Raw genomic sequence first — 18,237 nt, 5'->3', positions numbered from 1 at the left:
CTCCTCGTCGCTTAAGCGACTGTGGGGTCTCACCTGATAGAAAAGCGGAGGACGGTGCTTTTCACGAACTAACTTAATTGAAGTAGGATCACACTAGAAAAGCAGACACCTGACAGGCATAAGACAAGCGGCAGCGAAAGGCGCTTTTTGCCTTTTGATGGCGGATTGGCTTATGACCGAAGGTGTCAGTCCGGAGCTGGACAATACCAGCTTCTCCCGCAGGAGTCTCGCACCTGCAGCGAAGATCAACTCTTTATCAACCATTTTGGTATCACAATACCAGTTAAAAGCAACAATCTTATAGAAATAGCATATTATTAAAAGGGAAATAAAGATATTTTGTTACCACTTTCAAAGCAGCAATCATATCGAGCTATAAGGGAGATTTATTTGAAAGCACGGCGTAATACTAAAGTAATTTAAATGGGTTTCTCCATTCCATTAGAGCACCGTAATGACAAGATTCCACATCATCTAAATAATTTGCTGCTACTCTCACAGGTGTCCTGCCGCAGCGAAGAAGGAAGGTGATAACAGGGTCCTTCAGCTTACCTTTTATTACAGCCTCTAGATAGGCTTGAGGTGACATTTCTTCTGCTTTTTTATGATATCCTGGCATTCTTCCGCCTCCCAGGAGCCTAGTGAGACCATGCTGAATAACTACATCATACATCGACAGCATCAGCCATTTTCCAATGCCTAATTTTCTATATGGAGGCCGGACACTGATATCTACCACATATAGGGTATTTCCTTTAGGATTATGGGTCCTGATATACCCGTTATCTGTTATTTCTGCCCATGTATGATCTCTATCATCATTTTCAAGGTCTATAAGCAATCCTGTCATAGAACCTGCTAATGTACCTTCGATCTCTATACATAGGGCACCGTCCAGAAAATGAGTAATATGATTGGAAAGCTGCTCCGTATTCCATAATAAATCTGGAGGAAATGGAAGCGGAAAACATTCCCGCTGAATCTCTATTAAGCTGGAAAAATCACTTTCTGTGTAATTTCGGATTATTGCCTTCATAGGCTTATCACCATCGAACACGAAGAATTCCTTGTGATACATAGCTGCCCCCTTAGACAAGCACTTTGGCTTTTGCTTCCCAATCTCCATAAAGATCCGTTCTCCGGTCCCGCCAGGTTGTAACAGACCCGCTTTCTCTCACTTTGTACAGAAGCTCCAGGTTAAGATCAGCTGTGATAATCATGTCTTGATTAATTTCACCTTCAGCTGCTAAACCGCTGGGAGGAAAAGATATATCATTCGGTGTGATGACAGCCGCCTGGCCAAAATTAGCCCGCATAAAATCAACTTTTGGAAGTAAGCCGACCGTACCGGTAGTGACTACATATACTTGATTTTCTATTGCACGCGCATGGCTTGTATACCTGACACGATGAAAACCGTGGCGGTCGTCGGTGCAGGATGGACAGAATATTACATCGGCACCTTTGGCTTTTGCCATTCTCACGATTTCAGGAAATTCGATATCATAACAGGTAAGCATGGCAATCGTGCCCTTTTCTGTTTCAAAGACTTCGAGACTCTCGCCAGCAGACATGTTCCATTCATTTATTTCGGTCGGGGTAATATGAAGTTTTGCCTGCTCTGCTACTCTGCCATCAGGATAGAATAAATGAGCGACATTATAGAGACGCCCCTCCCTGCGTATTACATGGGTCCCTCCAATAATATGCATGTTTGTCTGCATCGCAAGCCTGATAAATAACGCACGATATTGATCAGTAAAGTCTGGGAGGTGGTCAATTGTTAAGGCTTCCCCATATTCATTGTCAATTGACATGAGCTGAGTTGTAAAAAATTCGGGGAAAAGTACAAATTCGGCATCAGATTCCGCTGCCGTTTTTACATAATGTTCAACCTGGTTTTCGAATTCTTCGAAGGAATTTATAGTATGAAGTTGATATTGTACTGCGGAAACCCTTAACTGCATAGAAACACCCCACTTTATTTCTTGTCCGTAAGCAATAACGATATTATTAGATAATTTCAGATGATTGACAAGTACACACTTTTTAGTTACATAGTAACAAAAAGTATACTATAGAAAAAGCTTCAGCCGAAGGCGTAAATTTTTACTATGTAAGGGTCAAAATGCCAGGTGAATATATTAGTAGTTTTACTTATTTTACCGCATCGAAAATCATTTTTTAAGCGTCATATCCTCAAAATGAATGTATCAAATGTCATATTGCTAGCTTCAAAAAGGAGCCGTATGTGTCAATCGACGGGCCATTTTATTATAAAAGACAAACAAAAGCCAGGGAACTTGTCCCTGGCTGAGTTGTGCACGGTGAAATTAATGGTGATGAGAATGACTGCCTTTAGATGGGTTTGTAATAACAAATTCTTCTTTAGGAACATAAAAGAATTGAATCCAGACTCCATCTAAGAAATCATCTCTTTTATCAAGAAGAACATCGATTTCTTTGTCTGTTTTTACAATCACATCATTTTCTGTTGGTGTATCAAATGTTAAGGCATAGTGGGCATGGTCGCCATGTTTTTCAGTTACAATGACCCGGATCATTTTTCCGGCAGCTGCCTCTTCTTCATTAAGCATCTTTTTAATCACTTTAGCAGCATTTCTATTGATTTTACACTTCATCTATTGGTCACCTCTATTTGTTGTTAGTCTTATTATCCACCTCTTTTAGCAAAAATAAAAATAATTACTCCTAATCCTTGCAAGTAAAAAGCCATCCTTTTTAACAGGAATGGCTTTATAAGATATAGTCAATATACCATTTCAATATCGTGATAATATTTAAACTCCAGTAAATTATTAGCCGGATCGACCAGGAAAAATGTGATATGTTCTTCTTTCTTTCCCTTAAACCTGACCATCAGCTCCTGGAAAAAGGGCAGCTTCTGCTCCTCTGCAAAATGAAGGGCTTGATCGAATTCTTTTTTATCGGTAAATGTAATTCCATAATGTCGGGGATACATTTTAGGCCTCACATCTACACTTTCTGGATTTAAGTGGCATACCACCTGGTCACCAAAAAAGTTAAATGTTACTCGGTCGTCATATCTTCTTGCCAGCGTACAGCCCAATTTTTCATAAAAATCAACGGTTTCATCCAGGTCCTTGCAGGGAATCGCCAGATGAAAAACTTTATTAGTATCTCTCATTCTATTTCCCCCTCTTGAAAGGTATAAAAAGTGTCAGATCGTAGTCCCAAGCGGAGAGTTTCTAAGGAAATAGGATCGGTGAATGGGATGTTAGCCAGATTTACATTAGGGCCTGCAAGTTTAATAAATGATGTTTGCAGTTTTTTATTGGGAGCCTCAAAAATTATCTTCTCTATATTAATCCTTGACTGTAAGATCCTGTCTACAATATCAAGGCGCATTTCCCCTTTATCATCGCATAATCCACTAGTACCGCTCTCCCGGGCCTCTGTGATTACCTTATAAGCTCCGGCTTCCAGGTCTTCCTGAATATATTCCACCCATTCGTCGGAATCTTGAAATCCTGAAATGACGGAATCTTTGTGGCCAACTTCACTGAACACAATAAAATTATTTGAGAATTCTTTAATAAATCTCGATTTTTCTCTATTGGAAATATTTAAAGTACCATTTGATATCTCTATAAAAGCTGACCCATAGCGGGTGCATAAATGGTGAAACTCATCTACCTTTTTCTGGCTTAAAAATTTTTCAAACAAAGTTCCTCCGAAGAAAGAATCCACCTTATGTTCTTGAAGGAAACTAATTTTTTGTTCAAGCCGCGACGTGATGATTGAGGTACCCCAGCCGAACTTGACGAAATCTATATACTTGCCCGCACTAGCAATGGTATCCTTAAATAAATTTTCCGGCACGCCGTTATCGATTAATATTGTGATTCCATGCTTCCTTGGTTTGCATGTCCTTTCAGGCAAATGAAGTCCTTCGATATTCACACGTTTACCCTCTCAATCATCGGTATTCTGTCATTATAATTGACTTTCATAACAAAGCCTTCTGCCAGTTCTTTCATACAAAAACCCATATCCTCTTTATTAAACTGGGGATTGCTTTCGTCGAAAAACTTTTGAGCAGCATGCGAATGTTTGATTCTTTCAGCAGCCTCCTCCGCAGAACAGGAACACTGGCCTTGCAAAATGCCTGCTATATATTCCGCACATGCGAGATCATCGTCTCCCTCTGGATGGGAAGCAATTATATTAACCAATTGATCGGAATTAGGATCCATCAGCTTGTTTTTTATAAACTCTGCAGTGGTTTTTGCATTTGAAAAACCAGTTACAAACACATACTGGGCATCCAATGAGTTCAATGTTGCTGTAACTCCGTTTGTGGTCTTCTGAATTAAAAATTTGTTCTTCAAATCGAAATTGAACACATTGGCAGGTGAATTGTCTAAATCGAATCCTGCAATAGGAAGACCCCCTGCCTCCCCAGCGAGAAGAAAATCAGGATTTTTCTGTTTCAGCCTAAAGGCTTCCTCCTCACTGCCTGCGAGCAGGATTCCTGCAGCTCCTTGTATAAAAGCATGATGTGTTACCGTAAAAGCCCGTATCACATCAATCACCACATTGATATATGAAGATTTCAGTGAAGGTTCGTGACCCTGAAATATATGAATTCCCACCTGCTCCCTCTCCTTCTGCGTTACTGAGAGCTACAGTCATATCAACTGTATTACACTAAAAAGTATATTCGCCCGGCAGAAATGGGTGCCATGTGCTCAAGCCCTTCCTTGGTAAAAAAACCAAAAGTGTATTCTTAGCAGAAAGGATAAAAGGAGCCTGACTGCAGCCTTTTGAGAAATTTCAAAGAAAAATGGCCTGGCAGAAAGCAATTTCTTATAATGTACGTCTATTAACCCTCAGGACTAATTAATAAGAGACAAATAATGGGGAGTTTAATAGAGTAGTAAGCCATCTCTTTTGTGGATTTTGTATATACGTTCATATAAGAGAGCCTTACTGGACTTTTTGGGGTAACTAATTAGGAAGGATAAATTAAATGTTACGCAATGTGTAAGCAGATTCTTTTTTATGAGGGAGTTAACAACGCCGTATATATAATGGCACGGTGTAAGAATTGATAAAAAAGATCCTCCTGGAAATAGAGGATCTTAATAAATATTTGCTCTGTTAATCCATTCGTGTAACATGCCTAATTTCTAATTTAATTTATACAAAGCTCCCGGCAGGCATCGGCACATCTTCTGCACGCTTCTGCACATCTTCTGCAATAATCATCTTCATATTGCTCACAAGCCCTGGCAGATGCATCACATATGTTAGCTGCCACACTGCATAGAACTCTTGAATAAGCGCTTTCCCGGGTTATAAGCTGACGGACTAGATTACATACATCTGCACAATCCCTGACAAGCCTCAAAGCTTCCCGCCTGACATCTTCACTGCGCAAACACTCTCTATAACAATACTCACAGGCTTCTGCACATGCGTTACAGGCTTCTGCACATTCTCTTAAGTAGGTTCTTAATCTTTCACTTGATGCCACAGATGCACTCATCTCGATCCCTCCAAGAAGTTACTTTGTTACGTGTACAATATATGAAAGGGATTTCTGTTCTATTCGTCTAAAAAGAGGAGGACAAATTGATTTTTAAACGTAAAAAGTTCCTCTCATTAACTTGAAGGAAACTGGTTGAGTTCCTGTATCTGCTGCATCACCTGACGCCGATACTTCTCTGTCCTTGATGTATCGCCACAATCTTTGGCTATTTGAAACTTTTCAAGCAGAAGCGAAAGATTGCCCAGCATCGTTTCTTTTTGCAATAAAAGCAAGAAAGAATCCTGTTTCTCTTCTTTTGTATGAAATAAATCAGGTTTACTTTCAAACTCAATCATCGTTCGGTTATCTCCACAAATTTCATGCTTTTCACCCTGGACATTGCCTTGAATGAAAAGAAATTCAATAGCATTTATTAAGTCCTGGCTAGGATTTTCTAACCTTTGATATTCAAGCCGAAATATAAAATTCCCGTCAGATTCTTTAAAAAAGGTGAATGGAAGTGATTCGTCTTTTTTAATACTATCTATTTTCAACCATTTCACGTTATCGGTCATGAAAAGTTTATCGGAAATTAGAGTCATAATATGAAGCCATTTCTGCACCAGCTGTTTTGACACATACCCCCTATAATTCCTGTAGATCACTACTCTCTGCAAAAAAAGACTCCTCCTTTCTGCGTTATCATATGAGACGCATTAAAAAATGGAGACGTTTTCCATAAAGGTTGGGCAAGTAGAATTAGGTACTTAATACATGGGTTTGACTCTCTCTGCAGGTTTAATAAGTCGTGCCGGACTCATAACTGCCTCTACCGGTGCGATCATTCCGTTTTCCCAGCCACTAATTTCCTCTCATTTTATTTTATGTATGAAAAGTATGGCAGCTATTTGTCCCTGGCTGGATTAAAGACCTATAGCTCGGGAACTATATAGTTCAGGTCTTTTGGTGCTTCGTATATACGTATTTCTTTCATAGGTGGTGTGTAAAATTTTATGAATAAAAATGAAGCAATTGATTCATCCATCCGTATAGGGCCAATCTTTGCTGTCATGATAGCCGGAGCAGTAGTGGCTTTTTTAAATCAGACCCTGATTAATATAGCGCTGCCGCAAATCATGAATCAGATGCACATATCTGCCGCAACCGCAAACTGGCTGACCACTATATTCCTGCTAGTAAATGGAATCGTTATTCCAGTGACCGCCTACTTGATGAACAGATATACCACCCGGCAGCTTTATCTTGCATCCATGGGGCTGTTTACTGCGGGGACGTTCATATGCGGCATTGCACCAACATTTTCAATTATTCTAGCAGGCCGTGTTGTACAGGCTGCCGGGGCAGGCATTCTCTTTCCGCTTATAACCAATGTGATATTCACTTTGTTTCCCCCAAACCGGCGGGGATATGCGATGGGTATATTCGGGATAGCCATAAACTTTGCTCCTGCTGTCGGTCCCACATTAGCGGGCTGGATCGTACAGACTTATTCCTGGAGAGTTCTCTTTTTCATTATCTTTCCTTTTGCATTCATCAATCTAATGGCGGCCATATTTTTAGTAAAAAATGTTACAAAAACCGGAAGGCCGAAGCTCGATATTCTCGGAGTCATTTTATCAACAATAGGCTTCGGAGGCATTCTTTATGCGTTTACTGAGGCAGGCACTAGAGGCTGGGCCAGCAAAGAAGTTGCTCTCCTATTTGCGATTAGCGGAATAAGTTTAACTCTATTTGTTTGGCGGCAATTAATAGTGGAAACTCCTATCCTTGAATTTCGGATTTTTCGCTACCCCATCTTTACTTTAACAACGATCATTAACATTATTGTAACCATGGCGATGTTTTCAGGAATGATCTTAATGCCCATATATATGCAGAATGTACGGGGTTTCTCTCCTTTAATGTCCGGATTATTGCTGCTTCCCGGAGGCATCGTAATGGGAATTATGTCTCCGATTACAGGCCGATTATTTGATAAGTATGGCGCCAAATGGCTGGCTGTTATAGGTCTAGGTATAACCATTATTACGACCTATGGTCTAAGCAGACTGCATACAGATACTTCATTCAATTACGTAGTAACCATCTATACGGCGCGTATGTTTGGGATGTCTCTATTGATTATGCCTATCTTTACAGCAGGATTAAATGAGTTATCCTTAAATTTAAACAAACATGGAACAGCCATGGTAAACACATTGAGAATGATTGCAGGTGCAGTGGGCATGGCCTTTTTCGTATCGATCATGACTAATAATGGGGCCCTGCATGTCAAAGAAATTATAAGGCATCAGCAGATTTCGCCGGAAAACAAAGAAGCGATGGCTGCAGCAGTAAACCAGGGAACGGTAATGGGAGTAAACGATGCCTTCCTGATAGCTGCCTGGCTGTCAGCAGCTGCATTTATCCTGGCCTTCTTTATTAAGCGCACCTCACCTAAAGAAGATGTAATCACGAAACGCCGTGAAAACATAGAATCCCGCACAAGGCTTCGCGGTGGAGCGAGGAAACTGCTAGAGTAAAGAAAGACCTCCATTGTATCTTGCTGTACAACGGAAGTCTTTCTATTTTGGTCCGTTATATGTTTTATTTTTCAAAAATTATATGTCAAAACCAATACTTTACACCCCAAAATGAATAAATGTGCATCAATGTGAGGAACTTTGTATGCATAGCAAATAAAAAAAGAAACGGCTGCCTATAGGCTAGCCGTTTCATCTATTTCAATAGTGGATATAATGAACCTTATTTATCTAGAAAAGAATAAAGCTCTCCCTGCTTGCCGTAGTTGTCTATTTTCTAAATCCTCGAAAAAAAGGAACACTTTGTCTGCGTCCACCTCGAACGACTCTGATACAGCACGGTCATCTTCTTAACCAGTGCTCGTTTTGTTCGAGTGTTTTTCCTTCCAACACTTTCACTGTAATAAAAGGTATATTGCTGCCTCTTTAGTGATATAGGAATCGAGCGAAAGAGATTTACATAATAATATTATGTTTCACGCTCTTGTTTAGACAACTTTTTTATCGGATACTATATGCGGCCCTGTATTGTTCAGGAGTTAAAGGCTCCCCTCCAAGCGCTATGGATGCTTCATTAGCCCAGAAAGGATTGCGCAGCATTCCTCGTCCTACTGCGATCAGATCCGCTTTACCTTCTCTGATGGCTTGTCCGCTTAACTCATAATCCTCCATCCGGCCGACAGCTATAGTAGGGATGTTAACTGCCTCTCGAATTGCAGCTGCGAAATCAAGCTGATAACCCGGACCTGCTGAGGCTGGACCAGATGTTCCTTCACCGCCAGAGGATACATGGAGAATATCGACACCCGCTTCCTTATAACGCTTAATCAGTTCAATGGAGTAATCGAGGTCATATCCTCCTTCCGTATACTCTACTGCCGAAATGCGGAGAATCAATGGCATGGATTCAGGCATTACTCGTTTTGCAGCCTCAATGATCTCTATTCCAAATCGGGCTTTATCTTCTCCATACTTATCTGTTCTTTTGTTGGTAAGAGGAGATTGGAACTGGTGAATTAAATAGCCATGAGCTCCGTGAATTTCAATGGTGTCTACTCCTGCCTTTACTGCTCTTCTAAATGCGGCTTCAAATTTGCCAACCATTTCTTGTACTTCATCAGTTGTCAGTTCACGCGGCTCTTTATATCGATCCGAAAACTGTATAGCTGAAGATGAGACAGGTACAGCGGCATCTTCTGCCTTTCTGCCGGCGTGGGCGATTTGGATACCTACTTTTGAGCCGTAGCTCTGGCAGGACTCTATTATTTTTTTGAAGGCGGGGATGTGGTCATCGGACCAGATTCCAAGATCATAATCCGTAATCCGTCCATCTGGTTCAACATCCGTCATTTCCATTATAATAAGACCAGTTCCTCCAACAGCACGGCTGGTATAATGAGTATAATGCCAGTCATTAGGGATACCATCTTTGGCCTTTACGGAATACTGGCACATAGGAGGCATAACCATCCGGTTTTTTAATGTTAGTCCTTTCAATTCAAAGGAATCTAATAAAGTGGGCATATTGCAAAACTTCCTTTCCTGTTGATTCCCTTTTTAAAATATCCTCAATTCAGAGCAAAGGGATACTTACCATTTTTACATTCCAAAATCTCTGATAGCAAATTAAAAGACTTGAAAAACTTTCTAAAGTTTAATGACCCTCTTTTATGTAGTGTTCCCTGACATTTAATAATTACAAAGCAAGAATGCAATTGCCAAGGCTTGCAATTTTGATTAACATGTAGATAAAAAACAGTGGAGGTTTATCGATGCTGTTCACAGAAATGGAAGATTGTTTATTAATACCTATTAAGGATTTTTCAATAAGAGACAGCATGGTATATTTATCCATAATGAAATTTTACATGTTATTGATGCTGGAAAAAATCTATAACAAAAACTGTTATGGTACAAAATGTCCCAGTACTCATCTGTTTAAACAGAGAGAACGATCACCTTAAGGTTACCTTTCCAATGGGCTGGTCTGATTCCAGAGTGCGGGAAGAAATTGTACTCTATATTGAAGATTGGTTTGATTTAGATAGGAATTTGGAGCCGTTTTATAAGCTGTCAGAAAAGAATACAATTTTACACGCCACCCTAAATATAAAGGACTCCGCCTGATTGCTGAGGGGCAGCTGTCCAAAAAAAAAAGCTGCAAATACTTCCTGTTAATGAAATAGAAAGGAAGCTGACTGCAATCAGGGGATAATAGGTCCCTGGACCGCACATTATACTATGATGAGATGTTTACGAAGACCGGATGCTTTCCCTATTGCTGACGTGGGTCTGCATCATGCATTAAAGAATATTCTCAGGCTCGGGCATAAACCTGGGATAACAGAGATAGAAACCTGGGCTGCAGCCTGGAGACCATGGAAAGCCTATGCAGCATTTTACCTTTGGAGGTCGCTTTTAAAATGATATATACAGGTTATTATGAGTCGCCGATCGGCCTGATTAAAATAGAATCCACTGACAGGCACATCCTTTCCCTTCGTTTTTCAGAGAGAGGAACAGTCCTGCCAGCTCAAGGCTTGCAGCATCCTATAATAGGGGAGGCCTTGACTCAATTGGCAGAATATTTTAAAGGAGCTAGAATCTCTTTCTCTCTTCCATTAGAAAAACGTGGAACTCCCTTTCAGAAAAAGGTCTGGGAGCAGGTGAATACCATTTCATTTGGCAGTACTCGTTCTTACATGGATATTGCATATGAGACAGGCAGTGCAAAAGCAGTAAGAGCTGTTGGAAACGCAAATAGCAAAAATAAGCTTCTAATTGTTATTCCCTGCCACCGTGTAGTTGGTTCACGAGGCCAGCTTACAGGATACGCAGAAGGTATTTGGCGTAAGGAATGGCTTTTAAACCATGAAAAAGTTTCCTTAAATAAGCATAAAAACCCAATCGTGTAGATCAGATTGGGTTTTCTTATACCTTTTTGAACGTATCTGAAACAATATTGCTGAACTCTCTCAAATAATGCAGGTAGTTTTCTCCGCCATAATTATAGCGTTTGTTGTACATCTTAGCGACCACTGCATTATATTCGGGAATCACTAGTATAGCAGGACCTGTTATTCCTAGAATTTGATAAGCGCCCTTGGGAACTCTGTCGCCGATTTCGCTTCTTGCCGCTGGCTCAGCCTTCACATACCAGAATATCCCATTATGTGGAAGTTCTTTATCTTTAAACCATGGACTTTGAATTTGTGTTGCAAGATGAATGACCTCAGAAGGGACAATCTTCCTGCCATTTACATTACCATGATTCAAATGAAGGTTTCCCCAATAAGCAAACTCTCTGGCAGACACATAAAGATTAGATTGAGAACCGTCCTTACTATCACCCAGCTTGTCTGTACCCTTTTGTTCCGGATCTATGATAACTTTTACCAGCTCATCCGTATCCTCTGTATGCCAGCCGGTCTGGTCCCATCCTAATGGTAAAAAAACTCTTTCCTTCAAAAGTTCCGGAAAGCTCTTCCCATACAACTTTTCAATAAGCCTGCTTATTAATAAAACATTGATTCCTCTATATGCCCAGTTTTCTCCTGGTTCAAATTCTCTGTATATGGTTCCATCCTCTTTTTGATGCAGACCATGTGAATGAGTCACGAAATGGCGAATGGTGCTATTTCCCAGTAAATCATGATCTACGTCGTCCATGTAATGAGCAGCATGATCATCAAGACTCTTTATTTTACCTTCATATAATGCGTAAGCCACAGCTAGACCTAAGTAGGATTTTCTAGCTGACGCCACATTAAATTGCGATTCTGCTGTAACTTTCCTTGCCAGATCTGTATTAGAATGATAACCGCTGTAGTGTTCAAGGACGATTTCATTATCTTTTATGATAACCAGAGCTGCTGCGGAACTATGATTTCGTTCTTTGATATTTTCTACCCAGGTGATTAATGGTTCAAATTTTATATTCATTTGTGAAGCCCCCTCTCTTTACCTTTAATTCGACAAAATACAACAGCTTTCCTTTTAATTTATGTGTAAATTGCCATAGAAACGGTAAACTAAGAATGGTGTATTTTTGCACTACTAACATCGATGGAGGTATGTAACCATGAACGTTCGTGAAGGCTTAATTCCTGCCGCTTTAGGCACTGCCGTTACAGCTGCTGGTTATACCATGAAACAAATGCAGGGCTCTAATAAAATGATTGCAAATACTGTCTTCGGCTTTGGTCTTGCCCATATGGTGCTTGGAGTCATTGACCTTGTTGAACATCGTCGTTAGTTTAGTAAAGGAGCACATAATAGTGCTCCTTTTAAGCTGGTATAAAACCTGTTCGCCTGGTTGTCAGCCAGCACCCCCATTATAGATGAGGGGATAGACCAGGTTGAGAAAAACCATAAGAACGAAATTGACCCATAAAATTCCATTTAACCCTCGAAAAAAATTTGGATTTACCCCCATAAAGTTGTTTACTGGCTGATTAAATGATTTTTGCTGTACTAGATCATTAGATTTTCAATAAGCGAGACACTTCATATACGAAAAAATAAGGTCCCATAACACGTTCAATAAATTTTTGTTTCATTTCTAGTTACCTGCTTAATTGTGTTAAGTTTAAATAATCATTATTCTATAACAGAGGCATCGTATAAAAAAAGCAAAACCCCCTTTTCTTATCAAAGGGGGTTTTGTTTAAGCTGATATCTGTTTGTTCCCAGACACTCCAGAAAGGATTCCTGCACCAATGGCCTGAATAACTGTTTTGACAATAACCTGGCCAAGAATGGCTGCTGGGACTGCTTCCCATGGCAGGAATCCTGCTCCAAGCGGACTTAAGCCGATAATAACAAAGATCGCGGAATCTAGTATTCCACCAACGAGTCCGCTGTAGAAAACTCTCCAGCTCATCGGTAGATTTAATCTTGAATAAATCTCGGTGTCTGTAGTCTCTGACACGGCGAATGAAATGGCAGAAGCAAGAACAATCAATAAGGTATCATCCAAGAGGAAGGATACTAACGCCGAAAGAATAAGTGCCGCCCCGATTGTAAGGTACGTTTTTGTTCTTCCATATTTATTTTGGACAAGGTCCCGCAAAATAAATGTTGCCCCTATTAGAAGAGTTCCCATTGGAACAATGAAAACTCCAAATTCCATTGGATCAAACGATGCAGTCACCACATTGGCTGCAACGATGGCCACTAAATATAACAGGATTCTTAACATAATTTCTCCTTCTCAGACTCCCCTTTTATTGCCCCATATTAAAGCATGAAGCTGAGGAAGTACTTTTACATCTTTTAGTTCATTGTCTTTCATAACATGTTCTATTAACTCTTCATATTTAGTAAGTAAATGCGAGATAAGCATTGAATTGTCCTCGGTTGCTGTATCATCATTTCCGACCTGCATAAAGAAAGGAATATGCGGATATCTCTGATGTATTCGTTTAGCATACTCATAGTCTTCTTGATTAAAAACAACCACTTTTAAACTAATATTCCCTTCAAATTCAGGGGAACTAAGTTTTGTAATCACATCATCCAGACTGTAAAAATTCGTAATCATATTAGAACTTGGGGGCTTAGGGGAAATCGTCAGTTCATCAATCTCCATCATCCATTCCTGCCATTTCGACCCTTGAGTTTCTAAACCGATCTTTATTTGATTTTCTTTTAGGAGCATGACGAACTCGTTAAGATTTTTAAGCAGTCCCGGGTTCCCTCCAGATATCGTTACGAAAGAAAAGCCTTCTCCGCCTATTTCTTTTAGTTTTGCCCATATTTCATCTGGCTCCATCTGAGTAATCAGGTGCTTGCCAGTTCCATCCCAGGTAAAAGAAGAGTCACACCATGAGCAGGAATAATCACATCCAGCTGTTCGTACAAACATGGTTTTCTGTCCAACAACCATTCCTTCACCTTGGATGGTTGGTCCAAAAACCTCCATAACAGGTATTTTACTCAAGTTCCATCCACTCCCGTCTAGCTTCGGCAAAGCTTGCTGGAGTTTCATACAACCGTACAAACTCTATTCTAGCTCCATCATATTGCTCTTCTCTATTTTGTAGGGCAGTTTTCATTTTTTCGTAAATCCAGACAACCATGTTTTCAGCTGTCGTATTCATGGGAGGAAGCGTTTCATTGATATATCGGTGATCGAGGAATATTTCGATCTCGTTTTTCCAGATTTCCTTAATATCACCAAAATCGATAACCAGCCCTCTTTCATCCAAAAAACCGCTGATCCCAAATATAACCCTGTACGTATGTCCATGAAGGTTCATACATTTCCCCTCATAGTTGTGAAGATGATGTGCAGCGTCAAAGGTGAATTCCTTGCTCACCATTACCCTCTTTGAATGATATTTGAGCTGCTCTATTTTAATATCCTCATGAAACTTTTGAAGTTTATCTACGATGCGGAATCCGTACATTCTATAACTCTCCCTTGGAGGCCAGATATTCATTCAGCCCATTTTCCCTTAGTTTGCAGGCAGGGCATTCGCCGCAGCCGTCGGCTATAATTCCGTTGTAGCATGTGAGGGTTTTTTCCCGGACAAAATCAAAAGCTTGAAGCGAATCTGCCATTTCCCACGTTTCCGCTTTATTCAGCCACATTAAAGGTGTGTGGATGACCAGGTTTTCATCCATTGATAGATTAAGAGTCACATTAAGTGATTTGATAAACATATCGCGGCAGTCTGGATATCCGCTAAAGTCTGTTTCGCATACCCCTGTAACAATGTGCTTTGCTCCAATTCCCCTGGCAAGAATCCCGGCAAACGAAAGGAAAAGCAAGTTTCTTCCCGGTACAAAAGTGCTGGGCAATTCTCCTTCTTCCCCATCTAGGACTGGGATATCGTCCCTCGTTAAGGCATTTGGTGCAAGCTGATTTAATAACGACATATCGAGAATATGATGCTTGACATTAAGCTCTTGTGTAATATTTCTTGCACAATCAATTTCCAGTCTGTGTCTCTGGTTGTAATCGAACGTTACAGCCTCTACTTCTTTAAATTGTTCTAAAGCCCAGAATAAACAAGTAGTACTATCCTGGCCCCCGCTGAATACAACAACCGCTTTATCCTTTTTCATAAACAAATTCTCCTTTTTAACGAAAAAAACAGTGCAGCTAAAGAAAAGCAGCACTGTTTTTCCTTAGTTTTTTAAAGAGGGTAGCTAAGAACCTCTCCCGTCATAACTTTTCTAAAAAAAATGTACGGTTTATTTAATTTAAGTTCAACTTAATTATAATAACATAATTTTATTAAAACGAAAGAGTTTTTTTAATCATATGCTGTGAAGACATGTCTTTATTCTCATAAGCGTCGCGAGGATTGAGATCCTACCGTTTTATTTTTCATTTGACTATTTATAGAGAAGGATATCACTGCTTCGTTTAAGCGGTTTAATTCAACCAACTGTCCAATTATTTGATTTTAACCTTTAATATTTGGACATAATTGTTAGTGAGGTGAACTATGAAACAAAAAGTCATAATTGTACTTTCAGTAGTTTTTATGTTGTTTATGGCTGGTTTATTTATCTACTTTCTTGTGAAGGATGATCCTTCTAAATGGCGGGTTGGGCTCGGCGGAATAGCTGTCAGCGGACTGCCGCTGTTTTTACTTTTACTGAAAAAAAATCCATTTAATATTCCTGAAATTGTTGCTTACTACGTTTTTATCTTTTGTTCTACTTTCTTAGGATCGATCGCAAAATTTTATGTGCATGTACCATGGTGGGACACGTCTCTCCATCTTTATAAAGGGATATTTATGGGCATTATTGCGATTACTTTAATAAAAGTTCTCATCCCAAAGCCGGCTCTTGAAATGACTTCACGTTTCCTCATATTTCTTTTTGTTCTCTCCCTAGCATTAGTAGCAAGCGTTTTATGGGAAATATACGAGTTTTTCGGAGACCTCTATTATACAGAGACCATGCAGCGAGGCGGTAATAAGGACACCATGTATGACTTGCTTTCTGGTTTTGCCGGAGCACTGGCCATAGCTTCTTATGCTCTATTTAGAAAGCAAAAATTTTAAAATATGAAAAGGAGAACCATGAACAGAAAACTTATCACTATAGCCAGCATCATCTATGTTATATTCATGGCGGTCTTAAGTATATATTTTTATACAGCAGGAGCCTCTTTTAAAGCTGCCGTAGCAGCCGGTGGAATTATATGCGGAGCGATCCCCCTGCTTCTGGCTTTATTCACAAAGCTAACCTTTAATGTTCCGCTGACTTTTAGTTATTTGATCTTTTTATTCGCCTCTCAATATTTAGGTTCGATTAGAGGCTGGTATGGGCTTGGCTGGTGGGATACGTTTCTCCATGCAATTAGCGGCGCTCTATTAGGCTTCACAGGCGTTGCTCTATACGAGCGGCTTTCCTATAGAAGTGCCGGGAATATGATCTCCCCCTGGTTCGTTTTTCTGTTTACTTTTTCTTTTGCTGTTCTTGGCGGTGTTTTATGGGAATTCTATGAGTTTGCCTCTGATCAGTTGTTTAATATGACCCTGCAGGGTGGTGGAAACAAAGATACGATGAGCGACCTCATTTCGGACGGCCTCGGAGGTCTTGCCGTTGCCGTGTGGTCTGGAATTAGAACGAAGCAGAAACTTAAGAGTAAAATCACTTGATTTATTTGGGATTATAAAATTAAAAAACAGTAAATTCCAATGAGAATTTACTGTTTTTCATCATACAATTACCAGCCGCGGCTAGCTCCGCCTCCGCCTGAGGACCCGCCGCCACCACCCCGGGGACCTCCTCCGCCTCTTGAGAAAATAGAAAGCAGGAAAAAGGTAAGTGTGCCGCCAAAAAACATAAAATCAAGGATAATAAAAGCGACTGCAATCAAAATTAAGAGCCATGATGGAATAGAGCTGCCATTTTCCTGTGCAGGTGTTCCGCCCTTTTTACTCTCTTCTCCTGAGACGGCATTCGCAATCGCCCCATATGTTTTCATGACTGCGATGTTCGGCTGGTCTGCCTGAAGGCTTGGAACCGCATTCTCATCTATAATTCTGCCAGCTCTGCCATCAGGAATGATTCCTTCGAGGCCATAGCCCACTTCAATTCTAATCTTCTTTTCCTTCATGGCGACTATTAATAATACGCCATTATCTTCTTCCTTTGTTCCCAGGCCATATTCTCGATAAGCTCGATTAGCATAATCCTCTATTGCTTCCTCTCCAATAGAACTCACTGTGAGTACAGCAATCTGATTACTTGTCTGGTCCTCTATAGTGCGCCCCAATTGCATTAATTGCGCTTCTTCATTAGGATTTAGAACATTGGCAATGTCCTGGACATATATATCCCCGGAAGCACGCGGAATAGGATCCGGAGCAGCCGCTTCAGCTCTGCCGCACATCAAAACAAAAAGCATTGATATAATGAAAAAAACAGAGCCTTTTTTGCCGCCCATGTTACTTTCCTCCAAAGTCAACCGCTGGTGCCTGCTGAGACCTTGGGTCGGCCTTGAAATACTCTTTCTGGTCAAAGCCGGTTATTCCAGCTACCAATGCTCCGGGGAACCGTTTTACCTTTTTATTATAAGAAGATACCTGATCATTATAATCACGGCGGGCAATTGAAATACGATTCTCTGTACCAGCCAGTTCATCCATTAATTGGGTAAACTGCTTGTCCGCCTTTAAATTCGGGTAATTTTCGACTACAACAAGCAAACGACTCAGCGCTGATGAGAGCTCGGCATTAGCTGTAGCCTCTTCTTCCGGGGATCTTGCTCCTGCAAGACGGGCTCTTGCATCTGAAACAGCCTGAATCGTTTCTTTTTCATGTGCAGCATATCCTTTAACAGTATTCACCAGATTGGGAATCAAATCGAGCCTGCGCTGCAGCTGGTTCTCTATTTGAGCATAGGATTGATCTACATTTTCTTCCGCATTTACAAAGCCATTATAGCTTCCCATTAACATCAGAATTAAAACAATAATAATACCAACTATAATAATAATTGGTCCCAGTGACCTTTTAGCCATAATTCCACTCCATTCTAAGCTGTAATTTGTATTTTAATTAGATTTCCCTATTCACAACCCCTTTTAAACCAAATTATTTACCCGGCAGAGCATCGGATAAGATTGGAAAATTTTCTGCTAGATTACACAGATAAAAATGACGAATACTAGCCATAAAGTATACACTTTGAAGATATCGGATAATTAA

23 protein-coding genes and 1 riboswitch are annotated in these 18,237 nt (G+C 40.3%); of the genes, 7 read left to right on the top strand and 16 right to left on the bottom strand.

What is annotated here, in order from left to right; translation table 11 throughout:
* Positions 1-172: 172 nt before the first annotated feature.
* Positions 173-304: a hypothetical protein gene (locus JOC77_RS21490; protein ID WP_275585039.1), complete on the top strand. Its 132-nt coding sequence runs from the start codon at positions 173-175 to the stop codon at positions 302-304.
* 105 nt (positions 305-409) lie between these two features.
* Here JOC77_RS21490 and JOC77_RS02465 read toward each other — a convergent pair whose 3' ends face one another.
* The 8 genes from JOC77_RS02465 to JOC77_RS02430 all read right to left on the bottom strand — a co-directional run bounded on the left by JOC77_RS02465 (position 410) and on the right by JOC77_RS02430 (position 6,192).
* Positions 410-1,078, bottom strand: a complete 669-nt coding sequence (locus tag JOC77_RS02465) for a GNAT family N-acetyltransferase (protein WP_204538086.1) — start codon at positions 1,076-1,078, stop codon at positions 410-412.
* Between the two features lie 10 nt (positions 1,079-1,088).
* Positions 1,089-1,967, bottom strand: a complete 879-nt coding sequence (locus JOC77_RS02460) for a carbon-nitrogen hydrolase family protein (RefSeq protein ID WP_204538083.1) — start codon at positions 1,965-1,967, stop codon at positions 1,089-1,091.
* Positions 1,968-2,333: 366 nt separating this feature from the next.
* On the bottom strand, positions 2,334-2,642 hold the full coding sequence (locus JOC77_RS02455; RefSeq protein WP_204538080.1) for an iron-sulfur cluster assembly accessory protein: 309 nt from the start codon (positions 2,640-2,642) through the stop codon (positions 2,334-2,336).
* A gap of 128 nt (positions 2,643-2,770) precedes the next feature.
* The gene (locus JOC77_RS02450) at positions 2,771-3,169 is read right to left on the bottom strand and encodes a VOC family protein (protein WP_204538077.1); all 399 of its coding nucleotides are present in this window, start codon (positions 3,167-3,169) and stop codon (positions 2,771-2,773) included.
* A complete protein-coding gene (locus JOC77_RS02445; RefSeq protein WP_204538074.1) occupies positions 3,166-3,945 on the bottom strand; it encodes a phosphosulfolactate synthase in 780 nt (259 codons plus the stop codon). Before JOC77_RS02445 ends, JOC77_RS02450 begins: the two co-directional genes overlap by 4 nt.
* Positions 3,942-4,637, bottom strand: a complete 696-nt coding sequence (locus JOC77_RS02440; RefSeq protein ID WP_204538071.1) for a 2-phosphosulfolactate phosphatase — start codon at positions 4,635-4,637, stop codon at positions 3,942-3,944. Before JOC77_RS02440 ends, JOC77_RS02445 begins: the two co-directional genes overlap by 4 nt.
* Before the next feature lie 542 nt (positions 4,638-5,179).
* Positions 5,180-5,533 carry a four-helix bundle copper-binding protein gene (locus JOC77_RS02435; protein ID WP_204538068.1) on the bottom strand — a complete coding sequence of 118 codons (354 nt, stop codon included), beginning with the start codon at positions 5,531-5,533 and terminating at the stop codon, positions 5,180-5,182.
* A 116-nt stretch (positions 5,534-5,649) separates the two neighbouring features.
* Positions 5,650-6,192, bottom strand: a complete 543-nt coding sequence (locus JOC77_RS02430; RefSeq protein WP_204538065.1) for a hypothetical protein — start codon at positions 6,190-6,192, stop codon at positions 5,650-5,652.
* Between the two features lie 336 nt (positions 6,193-6,528).
* On the opposite strand from JOC77_RS02430, the gene JOC77_RS02425 reads away from it, so the two are divergent.
* Positions 6,529-8,058: a DHA2 family efflux MFS transporter permease subunit gene (locus JOC77_RS02425; protein ID WP_204538062.1), complete on the top strand. Its 1,530-nt coding sequence runs from the start codon at positions 6,529-6,531 to the stop codon at positions 8,056-8,058.
* Between the two features lie 501 nt (positions 8,059-8,559).
* Here JOC77_RS02425 and JOC77_RS02420 read toward each other — a convergent pair.
* Positions 8,560-9,582 (bottom strand): NADH:flavin oxidoreductase/NADH oxidase, encoded by a 1,023-nt coding sequence (locus tag JOC77_RS02420; protein ID WP_204538059.1) that lies wholly within the window; start codon positions 9,580-9,582, stop codon positions 8,560-8,562.
* Between the two features lie 369 nt (positions 9,583-9,951).
* On the opposite strand from JOC77_RS02420, the gene JOC77_RS21800 reads away from it, so the two are divergent.
* Positions 9,952-10,185 (top strand): DNA glycosylase, encoded by a 234-nt coding sequence (locus JOC77_RS21800; protein ID WP_377337113.1) that lies wholly within the window; start codon positions 9,952-9,954, stop codon positions 10,183-10,185.
* Between the two features lie 296 nt (positions 10,186-10,481).
* Positions 10,482-10,973: a methylated-DNA--[protein]-cysteine S-methyltransferase gene (locus tag JOC77_RS02415; RefSeq protein WP_204538056.1), complete on the top strand. Its 492-nt coding sequence runs from the start codon at positions 10,482-10,484 to the stop codon at positions 10,971-10,973.
* A gap of 16 nt (positions 10,974-10,989) precedes the next feature.
* Here the strand turns inward: JOC77_RS02415 and JOC77_RS02410 are convergent, their stop codons facing one another.
* On the bottom strand, positions 10,990-12,000 hold the full coding sequence (locus JOC77_RS02410; RefSeq protein WP_204538053.1) for a serine hydrolase domain-containing protein: 1,011 nt from the start codon (positions 11,998-12,000) through the stop codon (positions 10,990-10,992).
* A 139-nt stretch (positions 12,001-12,139) separates the two neighbouring features.
* Here JOC77_RS02410 and JOC77_RS02405 point away from each other — a divergent pair, with 139 nt between their 5' ends.
* Positions 12,140-12,313: an asparagine synthase gene (locus JOC77_RS02405; RefSeq protein ID WP_204538050.1), complete on the top strand. Its 174-nt coding sequence runs from the start codon at positions 12,140-12,142 to the stop codon at positions 12,311-12,313.
* A 411-nt stretch (positions 12,314-12,724) separates the two neighbouring features.
* Here the strand turns inward: JOC77_RS02405 and JOC77_RS02400 are convergent, their stop codons facing one another.
* From JOC77_RS02400 to queC, 4 genes are read right to left on the bottom strand one after another with little or no spacing between them, the layout of a single operon-like run.
* Complete coding sequence (locus JOC77_RS02400; RefSeq protein WP_204538047.1) at positions 12,725-13,258, bottom strand: VUT family protein; 534 nt, start codon at positions 13,256-13,258, stop codon at positions 12,725-12,727.
* 12 nt (positions 13,259-13,270) lie between these two features.
* Positions 13,271-13,999, bottom strand: coding sequence for a 7-carboxy-7-deazaguanine synthase QueE (gene queE / locus JOC77_RS02395; RefSeq protein WP_204538044.1), 729 nt, complete (start codon positions 13,997-13,999; stop codon positions 13,271-13,273).
* Positions 13,992-14,468, bottom strand: coding sequence for a 6-carboxytetrahydropterin synthase QueD (queD, locus tag JOC77_RS02390; RefSeq protein ID WP_204538041.1), 477 nt, complete (start codon positions 14,466-14,468; stop codon positions 13,992-13,994). The genes queE and queD overlap by 8 nt, the downstream gene beginning before the upstream one ends.
* A 1-nt stretch (position 14,469) precedes the next feature.
* Complete coding sequence (gene queC / locus JOC77_RS02385) at positions 14,470-15,129, bottom strand: 7-cyano-7-deazaguanine synthase QueC (protein ID WP_204538038.1); 660 nt, start codon at positions 15,127-15,129, stop codon at positions 14,470-14,472.
* Between the two features lie 57 nt (positions 15,130-15,186).
* A riboswitch (PreQ1 riboswitch) is annotated at positions 15,187-15,230 on the bottom strand.
* A gap of 285 nt (positions 15,231-15,515) precedes the next feature.
* Here queC and JOC77_RS02380 point away from each other — a divergent pair.
* Together JOC77_RS02380 and JOC77_RS02375 are read left to right on the top strand one after the other, a co-directional pair.
* A complete protein-coding gene (locus tag JOC77_RS02380; RefSeq protein WP_204538035.1) occupies positions 15,516-16,082 on the top strand; it encodes a DUF2238 domain-containing protein in 567 nt (188 codons plus the stop codon).
* An 18-nt stretch (positions 16,083-16,100) separates the two neighbouring features.
* Complete coding sequence (locus JOC77_RS02375) at positions 16,101-16,682, top strand: DUF2238 domain-containing protein (RefSeq protein ID WP_204538033.1); 582 nt, start codon at positions 16,101-16,103, stop codon at positions 16,680-16,682.
* A gap of 68 nt (positions 16,683-16,750) precedes the next feature.
* On the opposite strand, the gene JOC77_RS02370 is transcribed toward JOC77_RS02375, so the two are convergent.
* The gene (locus JOC77_RS02370; RefSeq protein ID WP_239558554.1) at positions 16,751-17,473 is read right to left on the bottom strand and encodes a TPM domain-containing protein; all 723 of its coding nucleotides are present in this window, start codon (positions 17,471-17,473) and stop codon (positions 16,751-16,753) included.
* A gap of 1 nt (position 17,474) precedes the next feature.
* Positions 17,475-18,050 carry a LemA family protein gene (locus JOC77_RS02365; RefSeq protein ID WP_204538031.1) on the bottom strand — a complete coding sequence of 192 codons (576 nt, stop codon included), beginning with the start codon at positions 18,048-18,050 and terminating at the stop codon, positions 17,475-17,477.
* Positions 18,051-18,237 lie beyond the last annotated feature (187 nt).

It is taken from the genome of Peribacillus deserti (genome assembly GCF_016909175.1).
GTDB classification, from domain to species: domain Bacteria; phylum Bacillota; class Bacilli; order Bacillales; family DSM-1321; genus Paraperibacillus; species Paraperibacillus deserti.
This window is presented reverse-complemented; position numbering and strand designations above follow the sequence as displayed.

Bases quoted from the DNA above. Each gene is read 5' to 3' on its own strand.
- JOC77_RS02420 (WP_204538059.1), bottom strand. From the start codon at position 9,582: ATGCCCACTTTATTAGATTCCTTTGAATTGAAAGGACTAACATTAAAA.
- queD (WP_204538041.1), bottom strand. From the start codon at position 14,468: ATGTACGGATTCCGCATCGTAGATAAACTTCAAAAGTTTCATGAGGAT.
- JOC77_RS21490 (WP_275585039.1), top strand. From the start codon at position 173: ATGACCGAAGGTGTCAGTCCGGAGCTGGACAATACCAGCTTCTCCCGC.
- JOC77_RS02370 (WP_239558554.1), bottom strand. From the start codon at position 17,473: ATGGGCGGCAAAAAAGGCTCTGTTTTTTTCATTATATCAATGCTTTTT.
- JOC77_RS02460 (WP_204538083.1), bottom strand. From the start codon at position 1,967: ATGCAGTTAAGGGTTTCCGCAGTACAATATCAACTTCATACTATAAAT.
- JOC77_RS02435 (WP_204538068.1), bottom strand. From the start codon at position 5,533: ATGAGTGCATCTGTGGCATCAAGTGAAAGATTAAGAACCTACTTAAGA.
- JOC77_RS02400 (WP_204538047.1), bottom strand. From the start codon at position 13,258: ATGTTAAGAATCCTGTTATATTTAGTGGCCATCGTTGCAGCCAATGTG.
- JOC77_RS02455 (WP_204538080.1), bottom strand. From the start codon at position 2,642: ATGAAGTGTAAAATCAATAGAAATGCTGCTAAAGTGATTAAAAAGATG.
- JOC77_RS02465 (WP_204538086.1), bottom strand. From the start codon at position 1,078: ATGTATCACAAGGAATTCTTCGTGTTCGATGGTGATAAGCCTATGAAG.
- JOC77_RS02410 (WP_204538053.1), bottom strand. From the start codon at position 12,000: ATGAATATAAAATTTGAACCATTAATCACCTGGGTAGAAAATATCAAA.
- JOC77_RS02380 (WP_204538035.1), top strand. From the start codon at position 15,516: ATGAAACAAAAAGTCATAATTGTACTTTCAGTAGTTTTTATGTTGTTT.
- JOC77_RS02405 (WP_204538050.1), top strand. From the start codon at position 12,140: ATGAACGTTCGTGAAGGCTTAATTCCTGCCGCTTTAGGCACTGCCGTT.
- JOC77_RS02365 (WP_204538031.1), bottom strand. From the start codon at position 18,050: ATGGCTAAAAGGTCACTGGGACCAATTATTATTATAGTTGGTATTATT.
- JOC77_RS02375 (WP_204538033.1), top strand. From the start codon at position 16,101: ATGAACAGAAAACTTATCACTATAGCCAGCATCATCTATGTTATATTC.
- JOC77_RS02425 (WP_204538062.1), top strand. From the start codon at position 6,529: ATGAATAAAAATGAAGCAATTGATTCATCCATCCGTATAGGGCCAATC.
- JOC77_RS02415 (WP_204538056.1), top strand. From the start codon at position 10,482: ATGATATATACAGGTTATTATGAGTCGCCGATCGGCCTGATTAAAATA.
- JOC77_RS02450 (WP_204538077.1), bottom strand. From the start codon at position 3,169: ATGAGAGATACTAATAAAGTTTTTCATCTGGCGATTCCCTGCAAGGAC.
- queC (WP_204538038.1), bottom strand. From the start codon at position 15,129: ATGAAAAAGGATAAAGCGGTTGTTGTATTCAGCGGGGGCCAGGATAGT.